The organism is Acinetobacter sp. ABJ_C5_2 (assembly GCF_044538485.1).
Lineage (GTDB): Bacteria > Pseudomonadota > Gammaproteobacteria > Pseudomonadales > Moraxellaceae > Acinetobacter > Acinetobacter nosocomialis_A.
Genome location: NZ_JBIUCS010000008.1, coordinates 1 through 19,968, shown reverse-complemented (window position 1 = coordinate 19,968; position 19,968 = coordinate 1). Strand labels below are relative to the sequence as shown.

14 protein-coding genes are annotated in these 19,968 nt (G+C 40.8%); 6 read left to right on the top strand and 8 right to left on the bottom strand.

Annotated features, from left to right (window positions below):
• Positions 1 to 48: 48 nt before the first annotated feature.
• The 3 genes from ACH8JV_RS10150 to ACH8JV_RS10140 form a co-directional block, all read right to left on the bottom strand.
• The gene (locus ACH8JV_RS10150; protein WP_002053984.1) at positions 49 to 426 is read right to left on the bottom strand and encodes a hypothetical protein; all 378 of its coding nucleotides are present in this window, start codon (positions 424 to 426) and stop codon (positions 49 to 51) included.
• 139 nt (positions 427 to 565) lie between these two features.
• Positions 566 to 3,691, bottom strand: a complete 3,126-nt coding sequence (locus tag ACH8JV_RS10145) for an efflux RND transporter permease subunit (RefSeq protein WP_396521063.1) — start codon at positions 3,689 to 3,691, stop codon at positions 566 to 568.
• Positions 3,688 to 4,794 carry an efflux RND transporter periplasmic adaptor subunit gene (locus ACH8JV_RS10140; protein WP_396481590.1) on the bottom strand — a complete coding sequence of 369 codons (1,107 nt, stop codon included), beginning with the start codon at positions 4,792 to 4,794 and terminating at the stop codon, positions 3,688 to 3,690. Before ACH8JV_RS10140 ends, ACH8JV_RS10145 begins: the two co-directional genes overlap by 4 nt.
• Before the next feature lie 149 nt (positions 4,795 to 4,943).
• On the opposite strand from ACH8JV_RS10140, the gene ACH8JV_RS10135 reads away from it, so the two are divergent.
• From ACH8JV_RS10135 to ACH8JV_RS10120, 4 genes are all read left to right on the top strand, one after another.
• The gene (locus tag ACH8JV_RS10135; RefSeq protein WP_209045381.1) at positions 4,944 to 5,567 is read left to right on the top strand and encodes a TetR/AcrR family transcriptional regulator; all 624 of its coding nucleotides are present in this window, start codon (positions 4,944 to 4,946) and stop codon (positions 5,565 to 5,567) included.
• Positions 5,568 to 5,738: 171 nt separating this feature from the next.
• Positions 5,739 to 8,423, top strand: coding sequence for a phosphoenolpyruvate carboxylase (ppc, locus tag ACH8JV_RS10130; protein ID WP_396481592.1), 2,685 nt, complete (start codon positions 5,739 to 5,741; stop codon positions 8,421 to 8,423).
• 298 nt (positions 8,424 to 8,721) lie between these two features.
• A complete protein-coding gene (locus ACH8JV_RS10125) occupies positions 8,722 to 10,017 on the top strand; it encodes a solute carrier family 23 protein (protein WP_343570350.1) in 1,296 nt (431 codons plus the stop codon).
• Between the two features lie 79 nt (positions 10,018 to 10,096).
• A complete protein-coding gene (locus ACH8JV_RS10120) occupies positions 10,097 to 10,987 on the top strand; it encodes a LysR family transcriptional regulator (protein WP_396521060.1) in 891 nt (296 codons plus the stop codon).
• 9 nt (positions 10,988 to 10,996) lie between these two features.
• On the opposite strand, the gene ACH8JV_RS10115 is transcribed toward ACH8JV_RS10120, so the two are convergent.
• The 3 genes from ACH8JV_RS10115 to ilvD form a co-directional block, all read right to left on the bottom strand.
• The gene (locus ACH8JV_RS10115; RefSeq protein ID WP_019458620.1) at positions 10,997 to 11,728 is read right to left on the bottom strand and encodes a sulfite exporter TauE/SafE family protein; all 732 of its coding nucleotides are present in this window, start codon (positions 11,726 to 11,728) and stop codon (positions 10,997 to 10,999) included.
• 79 nt (positions 11,729 to 11,807) lie between these two features.
• Positions 11,808 to 13,097 (bottom strand): hypothetical protein, encoded by a 1,290-nt coding sequence (locus ACH8JV_RS10110; RefSeq protein WP_396521058.1) that lies wholly within the window; start codon positions 13,095 to 13,097, stop codon positions 11,808 to 11,810.
• A gap of 314 nt (positions 13,098 to 13,411) precedes the next feature.
• Positions 13,412 to 15,241, bottom strand: coding sequence for a dihydroxy-acid dehydratase (ilvD, locus tag ACH8JV_RS10105; RefSeq protein ID WP_022576132.1), 1,830 nt, complete (start codon positions 15,239 to 15,241; stop codon positions 13,412 to 13,414).
• A 348-nt stretch (positions 15,242 to 15,589) separates the two neighbouring features.
• Here ilvD and fmt point away from each other — a divergent pair, with 348 nt between their 5' ends.
• Both fmt and rsmB read left to right on the top strand, forming a co-directional pair.
• Positions 15,590 to 16,552, top strand: coding sequence for a methionyl-tRNA formyltransferase (gene fmt / locus ACH8JV_RS10100; RefSeq protein WP_396521056.1), 963 nt, complete (start codon positions 15,590 to 15,592; stop codon positions 16,550 to 16,552).
• Complete coding sequence (rsmB, locus tag ACH8JV_RS10095; RefSeq protein ID WP_396521054.1) at positions 16,549 to 17,853, top strand: 16S rRNA (cytosine(967)-C(5))-methyltransferase RsmB; 1,305 nt, start codon at positions 16,549 to 16,551, stop codon at positions 17,851 to 17,853. Before fmt ends, rsmB begins: the two co-directional genes overlap by 4 nt.
• A 43-nt stretch (positions 17,854 to 17,896) precedes the next feature.
• Here rsmB and ACH8JV_RS10090 read toward each other — a convergent pair whose 3' ends face one another.
• Together ACH8JV_RS10090 and ACH8JV_RS10085 are read right to left on the bottom strand one after the other, a co-directional pair.
• The gene (locus ACH8JV_RS10090; protein ID WP_151762191.1) at positions 17,897 to 18,040 is read right to left on the bottom strand and encodes a methionine/alanine import family NSS transporter small subunit; all 144 of its coding nucleotides are present in this window, start codon (positions 18,038 to 18,040) and stop codon (positions 17,897 to 17,899) included.
• Positions 18,041 to 18,052: 12 nt separating this feature from the next.
• Entirely contained in the window at positions 18,053 to 19,531 is a 1,479-nt protein-coding gene (locus ACH8JV_RS10085) for a sodium-dependent transporter (protein ID WP_396521052.1), read from the bottom strand.
• Positions 19,532 to 19,968 lie beyond the last annotated feature (437 nt).

The following is a 19,968-nucleotide window of genomic DNA, read 5'->3' as shown; positions in this document are numbered from 1 at the left end:
GGGCTTTAGCCGAATTTACAAGGGGAAAACTTTCAAAAAACAGATATATTAAAAAACTGCCTTATTTTTTAAATATTTAGACAAGCCTTTTAACCATGCATTTAATAAAAATAACCAAGCAATAGCGCTAAAAACAACACCAGCAACTGTTGATGCAGTTACCCAAAGGTTGCTGTTCCATGCAAAAAAGAAGAGAGGAATAAACCAAACAACAGCAAAAACTGACATGAAGAGGAATAGAATACCATTGCGCATAATCCAGAGCGCATGAGCATGAATCCAAACTTCCGCATCATCCACAACAGCTACTTTACGAGCGACCAGATAAGCAAAGGCCGCAAAAATAACCGTAAACAATGCAAGAAACATGAACGCATAAGAAATTACAATATAACGGCGATGCTGTTCGATATGGTCTTGCCCCATCTGTATTTCACCTCAATTCACTGCACTTTGCCTATTTTTTATGCAGTGAAATAATCCTGTATTTTTTGTGTAAAGACAGGTGCTACTATATTGGACTTTTCAATATTTCGCACCTTTATTCACAAAAAATTTATGTATTTTATGCTGTTTTTTTCACCTTAAACCACGCAGCATACAATGCAGGTAGGAAAAACAATGTCAGCAAGGTCGCTACAATCAATCCACCCATAATTGCAACAGCCATTGGACCGAAGAAAATACTTCGCGAAAGTGGAATCATGGCTAGCACTGCTGCCAAGGCCGTCAGAATAATTGGACGGAAACGGCGTACCGTTGCATCAATAATCGCTTCCCACGTTGGATGCCCTGCTTGCCGATCTTGTTCGATCTGATCAATCAAAATAAGCGAGTTACGCATAATCATGCCGGACAAGGCAATGGTTCCCAACATGGCCACAAAACCAAATGGCTTATTGAATAAAAGTAAGAACAGAACCACCCCAATTAAGCCTAATGGTGCGGTCAAGAACACAATCGTTGCTCTCGACAAACTCTTCAGCTGAATCATGAGTAATGTCATGACAACCGCTAAAAACAGTGGCATACCGGCATTGACCGAACTTTGCCCACGTGCTGACTCTTCTACAGTTCCCCCGACTTCAACGAGGTAACCACTTGGTAGCTCAGCGCGTAATTTATCCATTGATTCCGCTAACTCGCCCACAACAGTTGCTGGCTGCAATTTGGTACGAATATCTGCACGCACGGTAATCGTTGGTAAACGGTTACGATGCCAGATCAGGCCATCTTCAAATTTATATTCAATTTTCGCAATCTGGGCTAAAGGCACTGTGGTTCCATTGGCTGTTGGTACTGCTAAACTTGCAAGAGAAGCGACTTCAACACGCTCAGCTTGATCACCACGTAAGCGGATCTCAATCAGTTCACGCTTTTCACGATACTGTTCAATTGCGCTACCTGTAATTGAAGCGTTCAAGAAATTTGCCAAATCCACACTAGACACACCCATTTGTCGAGCACGGTCTTGATCAATTTGAATTGCAATGATCTTGCTCGGCTCGCCCCAGTCTAAATGCACATTGGTGGTATTCGGGTTTTCACTAATGACCTTAGCAACCTGCTGCGCCTCTTTACGTACCAGATTGAGATCTTCACCTGACACGCGATATTGCAACGGATAACCCACAGGTGGACCATTTTCCAGTAATGACACACGAGTACGAACTTGTGGAAGTAATTGCTTAATTTGGGTTTCTAGCGAGCGACGAATTTCATCACGGTCATCAAGTGAAGTGGCTAAAACCACAAATTGTGCAAAGCTGGCTTGTGGTAATTGTTGGTCTAACGGTAAATAAAAACGCGGTGAACCTGTACCCACATAGGCCACATAGTTATCAATACCTTTTTGTTTAGACAGGAACTGTTCAACCTTTTTCACCGCTTGTTCTGTAGCGGTTAACGAAGCGCCTTCTTCAAGTTTTAAATCGACTAAAATCTCGGTACGGTTTGAAGGCGGGAAAAACTGCTGAGGAACCATTTTAAACATCAGTACAGAGAGTACGAATATCCCAACTGTTGTCGCAATTACAGTTTTACGATAGGTCACGCAAAACTCGACCATTTTCCTAAAACGTAAATAGAAACTAGATTGATAAGGATCGTAATGATGGTCCTGTGAAATCTCGATCGTTTGTGGTTGCGGTTTTTTCGTTAATCTTGCCCATAAACGAACATACCAAGGTGCTTGATGCCCAGTCTTGGTAAAATCAGGCAGTAGTTTTTCACCCAAATAAGGCACAAATAAAACTGCGGCAACCCAAGACACCAATAATGCAATAGTCACCACCTGAAAGATCGAACGCGTGTATTCACCCGTACTAGACTGTGCCGTAGCAATAGGTAAAAAGCCTGCCGCAGTAATCAGTGTCCCTGTCAGCATTGGAAAGGCCGTTGTTTTCCACGCAAATCCGGCAGCCTTAATTCGGCTATACCCCTGTTCCATCTTAATGGCCATCATCTCGACGGCAATAATCGCGTCGTCGACCAATAGGCCTAAAGCTAAAATCAGAGCACCTAGAGAAATCTTATGTAGCCCGACATCGAATATATTCATACCGGCAAAGGTCATTGCTAAAACCAAAGGAATGGAAAAAGCGACCACTAAACCTGTACGGAAACCTAAAGAGAAAAAGCTCACTAACAAAACAATAATGACAGCTTCAGCAAGTACTTTCACAAACTCATGAATACTGCGTTGTACTGCTACAGGTTGGTCCGACACCTTCTGTAGTTTCATGCCTAAAGGCAAAGTCTTTTGCAGTTGGGCAAATTCCGTTTCGAGGTTTTTACCCAAGGCAATAATGTCACCACCCTTACGCATTGATACAGCAAGGCCAATACCATTTTCACCCATGAAACGCATACGTGGCTGAGCTGGTTGACTAAAACCGCGGTAGACATCAGCGACATCACCAAGTTGAATGGTTTTGTTGCCTACCAGTAACGGCGTTTTCTTAATTTCATCAACGCTTTGTAAATGCCCACTTACACGAATTTGAATACGGTCTGTACCAGTTTCAAAGAAACCAGCGCTTGCCATACTATTTTGCTTTTGTAAGGCTTCTTGAATTGCAGAAAGAGGAATACCGAGCTGAACTGCTTTGGTGTTTGAAATCTCAATCCAGATTTTTTGGTCTTGTAAGCCAACCAATTCGACTTTGCTAACATCCTTGACGCGTTGCAGCTGTAATTGCAAACGATCGGCATATTCTTTGAGTAGTGCATAGTCAAAGTCCTTGCCTGTCAGTACATAAATATTACCGAAAGTATCACCGAACTCATCATTGAAAAAAGGGCCTTGCACACCGCTTGGCATTTCAGTGCGAATGTCATTGACCTTTTTACGAACGTTGTACCAAACATCAGGAATCTGTGCCGACTTCAATGAATCCTTGGCAAAGAAAGTAACCATTGACTCACCTGGGCGGGAGTAAGCCATAATCTTTTCATACTGCCCTGTTGTCATCAGCTCCTTTTCAATCCGGTCAGTCACCAGCGTTGAAACCTCTTTGGCAGTCGCTCCAGGCCAGTAGGTTTTGACGACCATCACTTTAAAGGTAAAAGGCGGATCTTCACTTTGTGACAGTTTTGAATAAGAGATTGCACCGATAATGCCAAGCAACAGCATGAAATAAAGGATAATGCCTTTATTATTCAGTGCCCATTCCGAGAGATTGAATTTCATGGCTTCGTTGCTCCCTGAATTTTCACCGCACGGTTTTCACGGTCAATCGGGTGAATCTTCTGCTTATCGCGTAGCAAATGAACCCCACCAATCACAACCCAATCATTTGGTGTTAAACCAGTTAACACGGGTACACTATCTCTGCCATATGCCCCAACTGTTACAGGTACTTTACGTAAAGTTTGGTTGGCATTGACTACCCATACATAAGCTTGATTATCTGTAGCTGAAACACTCGAAAGTGGCACACTCATGACATTAGTTTGAGTCGAGCTAAAAAATACGCGTGCACTTTGTCCAAGCTGAATAGCAGATTGGCCTTCTTTGAGAGCTACCTTAACTGTAAAGGTGCGAGACTGATCAGCCGCAGGAGAAACTTCACGTACATATCCGGCAAATTTTTCATTCGGTTTAGACCACAAAGTTATCCATGCCGCTTGGCCAACTTTAATCTCACTAACTGCTTGTTCTGGTACACCGATGACCACCTCACGTTCACCATCAATCGCCAATTGATAAGCCGCTTGTCCTGCTGAAACGACTTGTCCAATTTCAATATTACGCGCTGTAATTACCCCGTTTTTATTAGAAACGAGTTGGTTATAACCAGTTTGGTTTGCAGAAACTTCATAGTTAGAGCGGGCTTGTTGTAACGCTGCTTGCGCCGCGTCGTACTGATTTTTAACCGTATCAAATTGTGAACGGCTTACTGCATTGACAGGTAATAATTGTTGAAAACGTTTAAGTTCATCTGATGCTGTTTTCGCTGCTGCTTGTGCATTCTGTAATTGAGCTTTGGCAGCATTTAATTGTAGCTGTGCATCTGCTACATCGAGTTTTGCTAATACTTGTCCAACTTTAACTCGGTCGCCCACATCGACATAGCGAGCCGTAACTTGTCCACCCACACGAAATGCCAAGGCTGTTTGTTGTCGAGCCTGTACATCTCCTGCATAGCTTTTTAATTCGTTTAGTGTGGTCGAAGGCTGCGTCACCATCACATAGGGTATTTCTTCTGTTTTGGGAGCCTCTTTACTACACCCCATTAATGTGACCGTGCAAACAATCACCATACTCATGATGAGAGGTTTTAACAGATTCATATCTTATCGCTCTTATTCAAACTGGTTTTTTAAGGCACAATATGTTTGCATCATAGTTCGTTTATTTTTTAATTAATATACCCATGGGTACATTAATTAAAGAAAAACTTATAAATATTTATTTTTTTAAACTTTTATTAGAGGGTTTTGTGCAAACAGTTAATCAAAGTGGTCGCCCTAAAGATCTGGAAAAGCGTGCCCGTATCTTACAAGCCGCTAAAGCTATTTTTTTAAAATCTGGTTATCACGGTACCAGCATGAACCAGATTGCACAGGAAGCCGGAGTTACTAAACTCACGGTTTATAACCACTTTCAAGACAAAGCAAACCTGTTTATCTGCGCAATTACAGAAACTTGCGAAGAGACTCTAGGCACTAAACCATTTGAATTAGATGCATCGGCAGATTTTTATCAAACACTCTATACGGTGTGTTCACGTGCCTTACAAATTATTTATTCACCTGAAGCATTAAAGCTTGAACATGTGTTATTTGAGCTCGCAGCAGAACAAAGCCCTTTAGCTGAACAATTTTTCACGGCATCCCATACCCGACTTCAAAATCTGTTAGTTGCGTTCTTCCAAAAAGCAGCTGAGCTAGGTTTTATTCAAGCCGATGATCCCGTTTATCAAACAGAGCTTCTTTTAACGTTGTTGCTTGGTGTACGTCACCATAAGGTTCTACTTAGAATTATTGCTGTACCCAATGCGCAAGAGTTAGACCATATCATTCAAGATGCAATTCATTTATTCCTGCTCAAATATCGGAATTAAACCAAAGTCCGATTGCCAAAAGTTGCACTGAGTGCATGTCATCTTTTAAGTCACCATTAGCGAATTAAATGTTATTTTTTAAGCAAAAATTCACATTTTCTTACGCTCAAAGCTTGGAATGTTTGTTAATCGCGCTATATTCGATAAGAATAAGAACAGGAGAAAAATAGCATGGTTCAGCAAATCGATGCGCCACTGCGTGAGGATGTCCGCTTACTTGGCAATTTGTTAGGTGAAACCCTAAAACAACATGCAGGACAAGAACTGTTTAATCAGATCGAGCAAATCCGTGCGCTTGCCAAAGGTGCACGTGATGGTCAAGCTGAAGCCGAAAAGCAATTAGAACAATTATTTTTAGAACTGCCCGATGAAGAGCTATTACCTCTCACCCGCGCTTTTTCTCATTTTTTAAATTTTGCCAATATTGCCGAGCAATACCATGTCGTGCGTAGCCGCAGACAGGCGGAGTTTGATTCGGAGGCTAATTCTCCAAATCCACTTGTTCACTTATTTCAAAAATTTAAAGATAAAAGTATTTCGACAGAAAAACTGTTCCAGCAAATTTGCGACCTTAATATTGAACTGGTACTTACGGCGCACCCAACCGAGGTAAGCCGTCGCACCCTCATTCAAAAATATGACGATATCAATGCTTGTCTTTCACAACTTGATCAGCAAAAACTTACTCCACGTGAACGTCAAAATGCTCTTGCTAACTTAAAACAACAAATTAGTTCGGCTTGGCAAACTGATGAAATTCGTCAGCACCGCCCGACTCCTGTCGATGAGGCAAAATGGGGCTTTGCAACCATTGAGCAAACGCTTTGGAATGCTGTACCAAAATTCATTCGTGAATTAAATGAATTAGTTCAAGACAATTGCCAACAAAACTTACCACTCAATATTGCACCAGTGCGCTTTGCATCTTGGATGGGTGGAGACCGTGATGGTAACCCGAACGTTACTCATCAAATCACTCAAGAAGTGCTGTGGTTATCACGCTGGCAAGCTGCTGACCTTTACCTCAGAGATATTGAAAACTTACGTTGGGAACTTTCAATCCAGACGTGTTCCGAAGAAATGATTCAAGCGATTGGTAGCCAACATGCAGAACCTTATCGCGAGTATTTACGTGCAACACGCGAGCGTTTAAAAGCGACTCGTCACTGGTTAGCGCAGCGTCTACAAGGTTTAGAAGCAGATGACAGCAATGTCATTAAAAGCAAAGATGAGCTGTTACAACCATTATTGTTGTGCTATCGCTCTTTAATTGACAGTAACCTTCCAGAAATTGCGAATGGTCAACTTCTCGACTTTATCTACCGTGTGAACTGTTTTGGTATTGAATTACTTAAACTCGATATTCGCCAAGAATCAGGGCGCCATCGCCAAGCCATTTCAGCCATTACTGAGTATTTAGGTTTAGGTAATTTTGAGTCATGGACTGAGCAAGCGCGCCAAAACTTTCTCATTCAGGAACTACAAAGTAAACGCCCACTTCTACCGAAATATATTAATGAACCTGAAGGGAGTTTGATTGGGCATCCAGATGTCCAAGAAGTATTTGCAACTATGCGTACTTTGGCTGACCAACCACCGGAGTCGTTAGGGGCTTATATTATTTCTATGGCTGAATATCCGAGTGATGTTTTGGCTGTATTGTTATTGCAAAAAGAAGCAGGTATTCAGCATCCTTTACGTGTCGTGCCTCTGTTTGAAACTCTAAAAGATTTAGATGGCGCTGCAACTACCATGAATACGCTGTTCAATATGCACTGGTATAAGCAGCACATTCAGGGCAAACACGAAGTCATGATCGGTTACTCCGACTCAGCAAAAGATGCTGGTTTCATGTCTGCCAACTGGGCGCAATATCGTGCTCAAGAAGAGCTGACTGCAATTGCTCGTACACACGGCGTACAGTTGACTCTATTCCACGGTCGTGGTGGCTCAATTAGCCGTGGTGGCGCCCCAACCCAACAGGCACTATTCTCACAGCCACCAGGTTCAATCTCTGGCGCAATTCGTGTAACAGAACAAGGTGAAATGATCCGCTTTAAATTCGGCTTAGAAGGTATTGCAATGCAAAACCTTGAAATCTATACCGCAGCAACACTTGAAGCGACATTGTTGCCACCACCAGAACCTAAAGCCGAATGGCGTGAACTTATGAACCGTATGACAGATCATTCTGTGAAGGTTTATCGTCAAACAGTGCGTGAAAACCCACATTTTGTGAAGTATTTACGTACTGTCACGCCTGAGCTTGAGTTACAAATGTTGCCTCTAGGCTCGCGTCCAGCAAAACGTAAAGTCAGTGGTGGCATCGAGTCTTTACGTGCCATCCCATGGGTATTCGCATGGACTCAAATCCGTTTGATGTTGCCTGCATGGTTAGGTACAGGTGCTGCCATTAATGAAGTGATTGCCGATCAGCAAAAAGCAACACTTGATGAAATGCTCCAGCAATGGCCTTATTTCCAAACGCTTATTGATATGCTGGAAATGGTATTGTCTAAAGCCGATGCCAACATTGCTCTCTATTACGAGTCTCATTTAACTGAAGATGAAGATTTAAAAGTACTCGGCAACCAGTTGCGTCAGCGACTAAAAGATGCTGTTGAAACATTACTTAAATTGAAAGATGAATCAAAGCTTCTGAGCAACAACGAGGTTCTTGATCAATCTATGCAGGTTCGTAAACCATACTTACTTCCTTTGCATCTTTTACAAGCTGAACTCATGAAACGCCGCCGCGATTACCTAGCGGAACGTCAGGCAGAGCATACGCCTGTTGACCATGCACTTATGGTGAGTATTGCGGGTATTGCTGCTGGTTTACGTAATACGGGCTAAGCTGTTTTTACCGATCGTTTGACAAAGCAGTACATCACCGATGTGCTGCTTTTTACTTGCAAAGTTCCCCATTTTTCATAAATTTTCCCTGATTTTATATTTTTTTAAATATTTTTTAAAAATCATAAAATTAAGTTTTATTATAAAAAAATAACTAATTCCTTATATTTAGAATTCTTAAAATTATACCAATCGTTAAAAAATAATTACTTTTCACTCACATACTGCTCACCAGAGATTAAATGCTTTCCAAAGAAAGAGTATCATTGCACCAATTAAAGAATAATGAGCTCATTTTATGTCCAACTGGTTTCCAAAATGGCAGCCTTACCAAGGTGATGTTGACCATCGACCGGTCTCTACCAATGAATATCTCCCCCCAGTTCAAAGTGCCATTTTAGGCATCCAACATGCATTTGCCATGTTTGGAGCCACCGTTTTAGCGCCATTACTTATGGGCTTTAACCCTAACCTCGCTATTTTAATGTCCGGTATCTGTACCATCCTGTTCTTCTTAATTACAGGTGGTCGCGTTCCAAGTTACTTAGGATCGAGTTTTGCCTTTATTGGTGTGGTTGCAGCAGCGACTGGGCACATTACAGGTTCGGGCGCCAATCCAAATCTGTCTATGGCTTTAGGTGGAATCGTAGCATGCGGTATCTTTTACGCACTCATCGGTTTTATTGTGATGCTTACGGGTACGCGCTGGATTGAAAAACTCATGCCGCCTGTAGTAACTGGCGCAATTGTGATGATTATTGGTCTAAACCTTGCACCTGTTACCATTAAAGGCGTTGCAGGCCAACCATTTGAAATGTGGATGGCATTAATTACTGTACTTTGTATGGGTAGTATTGCGGTCTTTACGCGTGGTTTATTACAACGTTTACTTCTATTAGTTGGTTTGATTTTGGCTTATGCAATTTATGCCATCACGACCAATGGTTTGGGTTTAGGTAAACCAATCGATTTTAGCCAGATCTCTCAAGCTGCATGGTTCGGTATTCCAAGCTTTTCACATCCTACTTTTGATACCAAAGCAATGCTAATTATTGCACCAGTTGCATTAATTTTAGTGGCAGAGAACTTAGGCCATATTAAAGCAGTAGGTGCAATGACTGGCGAAAACCTAACACCACAATTAGGCAAAGCATTTGTTGCAGATGGTTTGGCAACAACGCTTTCTGGTAGTGTTGGCGCGCCGGGGATGACCACTTATGGTGAAAATATTGGTGTGATGGCAGTCACTCGTGTGTACTCAACCATTGTTTTTGTGATTGCGGGTGTCTTCGCCATTTTTTTAGGTCTATCTCCAAAATTTGGCGCGGTGATTAGTACCATTCCAAGCGCAGTTTTAACAGGTGCATCTATTGTCGTATTTGGTTTAATTACAATTGCTGGTGCAAAAATCTGGATCGAAAACAAAGTTGATTTTTCTAACAATAAAAATCTGATTGTTGCTTCTGTGACGATTATTTTAGGTGCCGGTAACTTTGAATTATTGTTCGGTAATTTCAATTTAGGCGGTATTGGTACAGCAACATTTGCGGCCATTATTCTAAATTGGTTGTTTAGTTTAAAAGATAAAACTTAAATTCAAAAAGGCAGCGTAAGCTGCCTTTTTTCATTCCGATTTAGTATGATGAATTTTTGCGTTTCAATACGTTCCTATCATGCGTTTTGATTTTTTTGATTTACAGCTCGTTCTTCATATTGTCTCTACAGGTAGCCTAACTAAAGGTGCGGACCGCTCTGCTATTTCTCTTCAAGCAGCGAGTGAGCGTATAAAAAAACTCGAACAGTATTTTGAAACACCCTTATTTATTCGCCAAACCACAGGTGTAGAACTCACCACAGCAGGACATGCTTTTGTCGAACATGCTCGTCAGCTTTTAGCACAAAAAGATCAACTCGAACAAGAAATGCAGCGCTTTAAGTCTTCTACAACACAAGCCTTAACGCTTTGGTGTAACTCTTCAGCTCAAAGCGAATATTTGCCTCCGTTATTACCGCAATATTTAGTGCTTCATCCTGAAATGAATATCGATTTGCACGAAGCAGAAAGTTCGGAAATTGTAGATGCATTAACCCAAGGAATTGCGAGCCTTGGCTTGGTCTCAAGCTTTTTTGATACCCGACATTTGCAAACTAAAGAATTTGCGAGTGATCCTTTAGTTTTGATTTGTCCTGCTACACATGAGTTAGCTCAATATCAAAAGCTAAATTTGATAGAGGCTTTAAGCTATGGTTTTATTGGCCTTAAAGCCCACCACTCTTTGCAACAGTCCATTGAAACTCAAGCTAAATTATTAGGCTTTAATATACAGTATCGTTTGCGCTTACCTAACTTTAGCGCAATTGCTGAAGTCGTTGCCAAAGGCGTTGGAATTGCAATTATGCCTGCCCGTGCGGCACAGCGCTTGCAATCGGACTATGATTTCCATTCCATCCAATTACTCGGCGCATGGGCAAACCGAAAACTACTTTTGGCAACACAAAATTTCAGCCAGCTGCCTAGCAGTTATAAGCAATTTGCAGATTTTCTATTAGAACATCGCCCTTAGAAATTTGGTTTAGTGCAAAATCATATAAAGCCCTAACGACACCAACCCTATAAAAAAGATACGTCGAAATAACTGCTCATTGAGTCGATAACGGATTTTTTTACCGATCCACATTCCAATCAGTGCAGCCAACAACGCAGCAAAAGATAAACGATAGTCCAGTGTTACTCCCGACATCGGGTTATGGTGTAAAAAAACAGCAAGGCAAATGGTAGAGACGGTAAATGTTAATCCCAAAGCCTGAACCAACTCGTCACGTTTTAAATGTAAAGACTGTAAGTAAGGCACGATAGGAATAATAATGACGCCTGTGGCTACGGTGACTGCCCCACCAATATATCCAATAATCGGCGATAACCAGCGCTCATGCTTCCCTAAATGTGGAAGCTTTTTGACGCATAGTCCATAAAGCCCATATAAGGCCAACATACAGCCTAATAAAATCTCACTACTGTGCCCATGACTTTGACTTAAAGTGGGTAGAAAGCTCCATATTGAGCCCACCACAATGCCTACGAGTAAAGTCCAGAAACGGCGAATAAAAGCCCAAACATGCCCCTCAGCAAAAAGCTGCCAAACATTGGTGACCATTGAAGGAACAATTAAAAGAGATGCAGCCTGAAAAGGGCTCATTGCGATGGTGAGTAAGCCCATTGATACTGCGGGCAAGCCTAGGCCAATCATGCCTTTGATCATGCCAGCAAAGGCAAACACCATCATAATAATTGCTAAAAAAGTCACTGTTTATCTCCGATTCCCTACATGGTTATGCTACGGAAAAAAACAGGTTTTGCCCTATTCTTGTTTTTAGGAGTAGGCCTCAATTAGAGGTTGAGGCCGTTTTGTATTTTTCTTCTAAAACATTACTAAAAATACTTTCAATCATCCAAACTCGGTACAAGCTATTAAATACATAACTTTGCCCATCAATACGCAACTCTAAAACTGGCAAATCAGGCTGATGCTTGTCTTTGCAAAGTGCATCATTTCGTTCTAAGACAGATGGGACATCTTGTTCAGTTAACTGCTCAATGCCGAGCTGCTGCTGTAACTCTTGGAAATGTCTTTGGAAAGATAAGTCTTTTCCTTTCGTCCAAACTGCCTGCAAAATAGTAAAAATTGTATCGAGTTGCTGGTTTTCCGGCACGCTATAAAAAAGCTTTGCCATCTCAAGCGTACTTTCTTCTGTAGGACGACAAAAAGGTGTAAAAGCCACCTCAGTACGTTTAGAAACACGTGTTGCCAAGCTCCAGTCAAACCAGTCTCGACCTTGGTAACTGAGCGGATAGACTTTTAACTGAATATCATAATAGTCTGCGAGTTCTTCTTTAATATAGGCAAGCAGCAACCAGCTCATCGGGTCTTCTAAAGCAATAAATACATCAAGCTCAGGATGAAGAGCCTGAATTTCATTGAGTGCTTCAGCATCATTAATCAAATGTTCACGCCATTCGATATGATTAATTAAAAAAATCGGAATACCAGTCAGTAACTTTTGTTGCTTTAATCGACGGGTTAAACGTAATAAATCATCCACTGCGTGATATTTACGTCCACCAAATTCAAAGTACGCTGCCTGTACAGGTTCATCTGTAAAAATACGTTCTGGGAAATGCTGTGGCATCTGATGCTTTACCGCCATGGCATGTAAAGTACGCAACTTTCCATATTGCTGTTGCCAAAGCATGTGAAAGATATCTTCAAGTAAATGTAAGAAGTTCTGACCTTGTAATGGGGTTCTTTTTAATATGACAGCGGCTTGTTTTAAAGCTTCTTGGCTTGGGATTTCTGGGAACTCATCAAAAGCAAACCGATGCTGATTTGCTAAAATCTTGGCATCATTTAAACAGTAATGCTGCCACTCCTCATGCGTCATGCTGTTTGGAGGTTCAGAAGCTGTATGAGAAATAATAATTTTTAAAGGTTTAAGCTCATCACTTAAAATTTCATCTAGCTGAGACAATTGCTGAACAGCCAGATAGCTATACACATCATCAAGTCGTAAATAAATACTTAAACCATTTTCCGTGGGTAACACCGCTTGACGAGAAGGCTTTTGGTAAAACCAGCTCGATCGGATAGGGTCAAACCAACGGCGTAGCAGTGACATGAGTAGTGCCTCTAAAAAATAAATCCTAAGCGAGATCAAAAGGTATTTTGATCATAGTGCAAGGTTAAACAGTAGTCGAGATAGAAAAATGACTACCTAAGTTCGCGCAGAAAATATGTCATGTTATTTCGCGAGTTTCTGCGTAGGTGAAGATTTTATCACCATTTTATGGCAAACCCATAGAATGATCTGAAAACACCTTTTCCTACAAGCGGATTTTTTTTACCAGACATAAAAAATGCACCCATAACATGATAGCAATTCATCGTGTTAATGGGTGCATGTTTCCTACTCAATTATTAAAATTGAATATTTTATAAAACGCGTACAGCTCCTTTTGCCGCACTTGTTGTATGCATTGCATAAACTTTTAACGCTTTTGATACTTTACGTTTACGTTCTTCTTTCGGATGCCAGCCTTTCGCTTCTTGAACTGTACGACGGTGCGCCATAGTCGCATCATCAACGTTCAAGTGAATCGTACGGTTTGGAATATCAATTTCAATAGTATCGCCATCTTCAACCAAACCAATTGCACCGCCTTCAGCAGCCTCTGGTGAAACGTGTCCAATTGAAAGACCTGATGAACCGCCAGAGAAACGACCATCTGTCACCAATGCACAGTCTTTTCCTAAACCTTTCGATTTAAGATAGCTGGTTGGGTAAAGCATTTCTTGCATGCCCGGACCGCCACGTGGACCTTCGTAACGAATAACAACGACGTCACCAGCTTTAATGTCATGACCCAAAATTGCATCTACGGCTGCATCTTGGCTTTCAAATACTCGCGCTGTGCCTGTAAATTTCAAGATTGATTCATCAACGCCTGCAGTTTTCACGATACAACCATCAAGTGCGATGTTGCCGTATAGAACTGCTAAACCACCATCTTTAGAGAATGCATGCTCTGCATTACGAATCACGCCTTTTTCACGGTCGCCATCTAAAGTTGAGTAGTAACGGTTTTGAGAGAATGCCACTTGAGTTGGTACGCCACCCGGAGATGACCGATAGAACTCATATACATCGGCATCTTCAGTACGGATAATATCCCACTTATCTAATGCATCTTTTAAAGTTTTCTCGTGCACTGTCGGTACAGATACATCAAGTAAATTCGCACGATCAAGCTCACCTAAAATAGCCATAATGCCACCCGCACGGTGAACATCTTCCATATGAACGTCTTGTTTCGCAGGAGCAACTTTTGAAAGTACAGGAACTCGACGTGATAATTCGTCAATATCGTCCATAGTAAAATCAACTTCAGCTTCACTTGCTGCAGCCAATAAATGTAGAACTGTATTGGTTGAACCACCCATTGCAATATCAAGGGTCATGGCATTTTTAAATGCAGCCTTAGTTGCAATTGAACGAGGCAAAATACTTGCATCTTCTTGTTCGTAATAGCGCTTAGCCAATTCAACAATAAGCTGACCCGCTTTTAAGAATAATTTTTTACGGTTTGCATGCGTCGCAACAATCGAACCATTACCCGGTAAAGATAAGCCTAAAGCTTCGGTTAAACAGTTCATTGAGTTTGCAGTGAACATACCTGAACATGAACCACATGTTGGACATGCTGAACGTTCAAATTCTGCAACTTCTTCGTCTGTGTAACTTTCATCAGCCGCAACAACCATTGCATCTACAAGGTCAATCGCTTTTTCATTACCGCGGAATTTGACCTTACCTGCTTCCATTGGGCCGCCAGACACAAAAACTACTGGAATATTTAGGCGCATCGCAGCCATCAACATTCCCGGTGTAATTTTGTCACAGTTAGAAATACACACCATGGCATCTGCACAGTGTGCATTCACCATGTATTCAACAGAGTCTGCAATCAAATCACGTGATGGTAATGAATAAAGCATGCCGTCATGCCCCATTGCGATCCCATCGTCCACTGCAATTGTATTGAACTCTTTAGCAACACCACCTGCTGCCTGAATTTCTGCTGCGACAAGCTGCCCTAGATCTTTTAGATGTACATGGCCTGGAACAAATTGGGTAAATGAGTTGACCACTGCAATAATTGGTTTGCCGAAATCTTCATCTTTCATTCCTGTTGCACGCCATAAGCCACGTGCGCCAGCCATATTTCTTCCGTGTGTCGATGTTTTTGAACGATAGTCAGGCATTTGTATTTCCAACAAGTTGTGCTTGAGTGAAATGACTTCCACTCTGGCTGAATGATACTGATATAGCGTTAGATCAGTCGGAATATTGACTCATCATCATAATTTGATCATTCTCCATTCTATAGAAGCAAATAATATAGGGAAAGCCAAGAACGATAATACTCAGTCAATATTTAGCAAAACTTACATGAATAATTTTTTATTTTTTTATAACCTTTTTTTATCAATAAATTTTTTTCAATAATTTTTTGTTCACTATTTAAAAACTAAAAAGCTCAATTGCCATGAGTTTAGGGCTTCAAACGTTTTTCACGTATACTACCCATAAACTCTTTTTGGATTGCATTTGTGAAAATTATTTTTGCTGGCACCCCCGAATTTGCTGCAACAGCATTGGCGGCTTTATTAAAAACTTCCCATGAAATTATCGCGGTTTATACTCAACCAGACCGTAAAGCAGGTCGTGGACAAAAACTAACGCCATCCCCTGTGAAACAGCTTGCACTTGAACACAATATTCCTGTTTATCAACCACTCCACTTCAAAGCTTCCACCGAAGAAGGCTTGGCTGCTCAACAAGAATTGGCTGCTTTAGGTGCCGATGTGATGGTCGTTGCAGCCTATGGTTTGATTCTTCCACAAGCTGTACTCGATACACCTAAATATGGCTGTTTAAATATTCACGGTTCATTATTACCACGCTGGCGTGGAGCAGCACCAATTCAACGTGCGATTGCAACAGGTGACGATGAAACTGGTATCACCATCATGCAAATGGCTGCCGGTTTAGATACAGGCGATATGATGTATAAAACCTATTGCCCAATCACTGCCGAAGATACCTCTGCGACTTTACATGACAAACTTGCAGATCAAGGTGCAACAGCAATTTGTGCGGTACTTGAGTCAGAAGAAACACTACAAAAATATTTGGCAGAACGCGAAGTCCAAGATGAAAGCTTAACGGTCTATGCTCATAAACTCGTAAAGTCAGAAGCTCGTATTGATTGGTTAATAGATGCTGCTCAAATTGACCGAAATATCCGTGCATTTAACCCTTGGCCAGTCGCTTTTGTTCAGCTTGATGAAAACAACGCACTGCGTGTTTGGAACTCTTTAGTTTCTAGCCAAAGCAAAGCAGATGCCCAAGCTGGTGAAATTGTTGCAATTGATAAACAAGGCGTACATGTTGCTTGCGGTGAAAATACATTTGTTTGTTTGACGAGTGTACAGTGGCCGGGTGGTAAAGCATTAAATGCTCAACAAATTGCACAAACTCAAAAACTTCACGTAGGACAGATTCTGCCATGAGTCAGGTTACTTCAAATTCTTCACGTTTTAACCTACGTGCTCAAGTCGTCCAAACGTTACTAAAAGTTCAGCAAGGTCAATCGTTGGCTAGTATTTTAAATACACAGCTGAATCAAGTTGCAGAACGTGATCGCGCACTATTTCATGAACTTGTTTTAGGTACATTGCGCCAATGGTTTGCACTTAAATCAATTAGCTTACCTTTGCTCAGCAAACCTTTAAATAATGAGACAGTAGAAACCTGCCTATACGTTGGTCTTTATCAAGTTTTATGTACGCGTATTGCAGCGCACGCTGCCATCTCGGAAACAGTAGATGCGACTAAACAACTTGGGTTCCCTGCACTCAGTGGCATTGTAAATGCTATTTTGCGCCGAGCTACTCGTGAAACTGATGAGTTTGAGCAAGGTTTACAACAAGCACATGGCTTACCAAGTTGGCTTTTTAAACGCTTAAAAAAGGATTGGGGAGAACAAACCGAAGCGCTCTGCCAATCGCTAAAACAAGTTGCACCTTTAACCTTACGAGTGAACCAGCGACACATTGGTCGAGATGCTTATTTAGCAAAACTACAAAGTCTCGATATTCAGGCACGTGCGTGTACTCTGTCTGAAGCAGGTATTGTTCTTGAGCAATCTGTACAAATCACTCAGTTACCTGGTTTTGAACAGGGCTGGTTTTCTGTACAAGATGAACATGCGCAGTTATGTGCAACCCTATTGCCTGATTTAAACAATAAAACAGTGATTGATGCGTGTGCTGCTCCGGGTGGTAAAACAGCTCACTTACTGGAAAAATTTAAACCAGCACAGTTAATTGCCATTGATCAGGATCCAAGTCGTTTAGTCCGTGTGACTGAAAACTTAAACCGACTACAGCTAGACCAAAGCCATACTGAAATTCTGGCTGCGGATGCAACCAAGTGGACTCCGGCTGAACCAGTAGATTGTATCGTGCTTGATGCACCATGCTCTGCGACAGGTGTAATTCGTCGTCATCCAGACATACGCCTATTGCGTCAATCTACCGATATAGCGCAAACCATTGAACTACAAAAGCAAATTTTGGAACACATGTGGCAACAACTTAAAGTTGGCGGCACATTGCTCTACATCACCTGTTCAATTTTAAAAGCTGAAAATGAGCAACAGATGATCGACTTCTTTGCAGAACATACCGATGCAAAAGAAGTGAAAATCGAAGCAGCTTGGGGAATTGAACAAACCCATGGCAGACAATTATTGCCACAAGCACAATCTGGTGATGGATTTTATTATTGTAGAATCCAAAAAATTGCATAAAAAAAAGCAGGCGTTATGCCTGCTTTTTTACTAGATCAGTATCTTAAAGTGTATGCTGATCTTTTACTTCATCTAAAACTTCATCTAATTCTTCAGGATGCTTTGCTAAATGTAAGATGGATAAAGCCAGTCCACCCCATACAAACACCATCGAAATTATTAACATCACGATTGCCGAAGTATTCATTATTTTATCCTCCTAGCGATCTTTCATTTTACTTAACACGATAGCTACGACTGCACAGAAAATCACACTGCCCCAGCCGAATATACCTTGTAAGCTCATACTATAAGTATCATAGCCATTTTTGATCAAATTAAAAACAGTCATAGAGAGTGTTGTTAATAAGATTAAAGAAGTGATGACTGTTAAAGTGAAGTCCCAACCTTTACCCAATTGAATGGTTGAAATTCGGTTTACATGGTCACGAAGCTCTTTAAGTGCTGAACGTTTAAACCAAGCTACGCTAATAATTGAGATCAATGCACCACCAATAATTCCAATGTTATTAATAAAGTGATCGACAATATCAACAAGCTTAATTGCATTTACACTTGAGAATAAAATAATTGAAACCAGTGCACTACCACCACCAATAATGGTTACAGCTTTCTTGCGTCCCCACTTTAACTTATCTTGCATTGCTGCAATAGGCACTTCCAAAATACTGACCATTGAAGAAATACCAGCAACAAATAATGAAGAGAAGAACAAAAGACCGAATAGATCAGCACCAGAACCTAAACTTGAAATAATTTTAGGGAAAGCAATAAATGCGAGTCCGATACCACCACTCACAACATCCTTAACTTCAGTACCTGCGGCATGTGCCATAAAACCAAGCGCTGCGAAGATACCAATACCCGCTAAAATCTCTGTTGATGCATTTGCAAAACCAACGATTAAACCAGAACCAGTTAAATTCGTTTTTGGTTTTAAATAGGATGCATAGGTGACCATGATCCCGAAACCAACTGAGAGTGAAAAGAAAGTATGGCCATAGGCAGCTAACCAAACTTTATAATCCATCATTGCAGACCAGTTCGGTGTAAAGAATGCATTTAAACCTTGTACCGCACCTGGTAAACGTAACGATTGAATAACTAAAATAGTGAAGAGAATGAATAATAAAGGCATGAAAATCTTATTTGATAATTCCACACCTTTTTTCACACCACCATAAAGAATGATGAGAGTAAGTGCCCAAATCCCAACAATCGGCCAGAATAAATGACCTACAAACTGTAAATCAAAGCCGGTTGCTTTTGTGGTCTGTAAATAGGTATTAAAGAAGAAACCTTCCGGATCACTTCCCCACATTTGGCCAATAGAGAAGTAAACATAGCTACCAGCCCATGTAAGTACACTTGCATAGTACAAACCAATGATGATACAGACACAAACCTGCCACCACCCTAATGTTTCACCACCTTTAAATAAGGCACGATATGCCTTAGGAGGTGAACCAGTACTACGATGGCCTACCGCATAATCTAAAAATAATAACGGTAAACCAGCAGTAATGAGTGCTAATAGATAGGGAATAAGAAACGCACCACCGCCATTTTCATACGCAACGTACGGAAAGCGCCAAATATTACCTAAGCCTACAGCCGAACCAACGGCTGCAATAATAAAACCAGATCGTGACGTCCAGTTTTCACGAGTATCTGTCATAGAACACCTAATGTTAAAAGATTACTTATTTTTACTGCTATTGTTGATTGTTATTCCGCATGCAAAAAAAGAACCAAAAAATACTTTTGTGTTTGTAGAAAATAAAATGCACCTTTTGAGTATTTTTATTCCCTTAACAAACAAGCAAAAATAGAAAATTCTTCCTTAAAGATTTTTGTCCATTTTTTGCTCCTATATAACTGAACAATACCTGTTTTTATTTCTTTTTACTGTAATTTCCGTCTGAAAATTTACGTTTTTTTAGAGATTCTTATCTAGATTGGTTATTTTTTAGCTAATATTCCTGTTTTAAAGCATATTATTACCTTCTTACATTCAATGATATTTTCTACCATTAAAGTTTTATTCCCATTCATAAAATAGATATATCAACTAATTTGTAGATGAGTAAAATATTAAAGTATTATCGATCACTT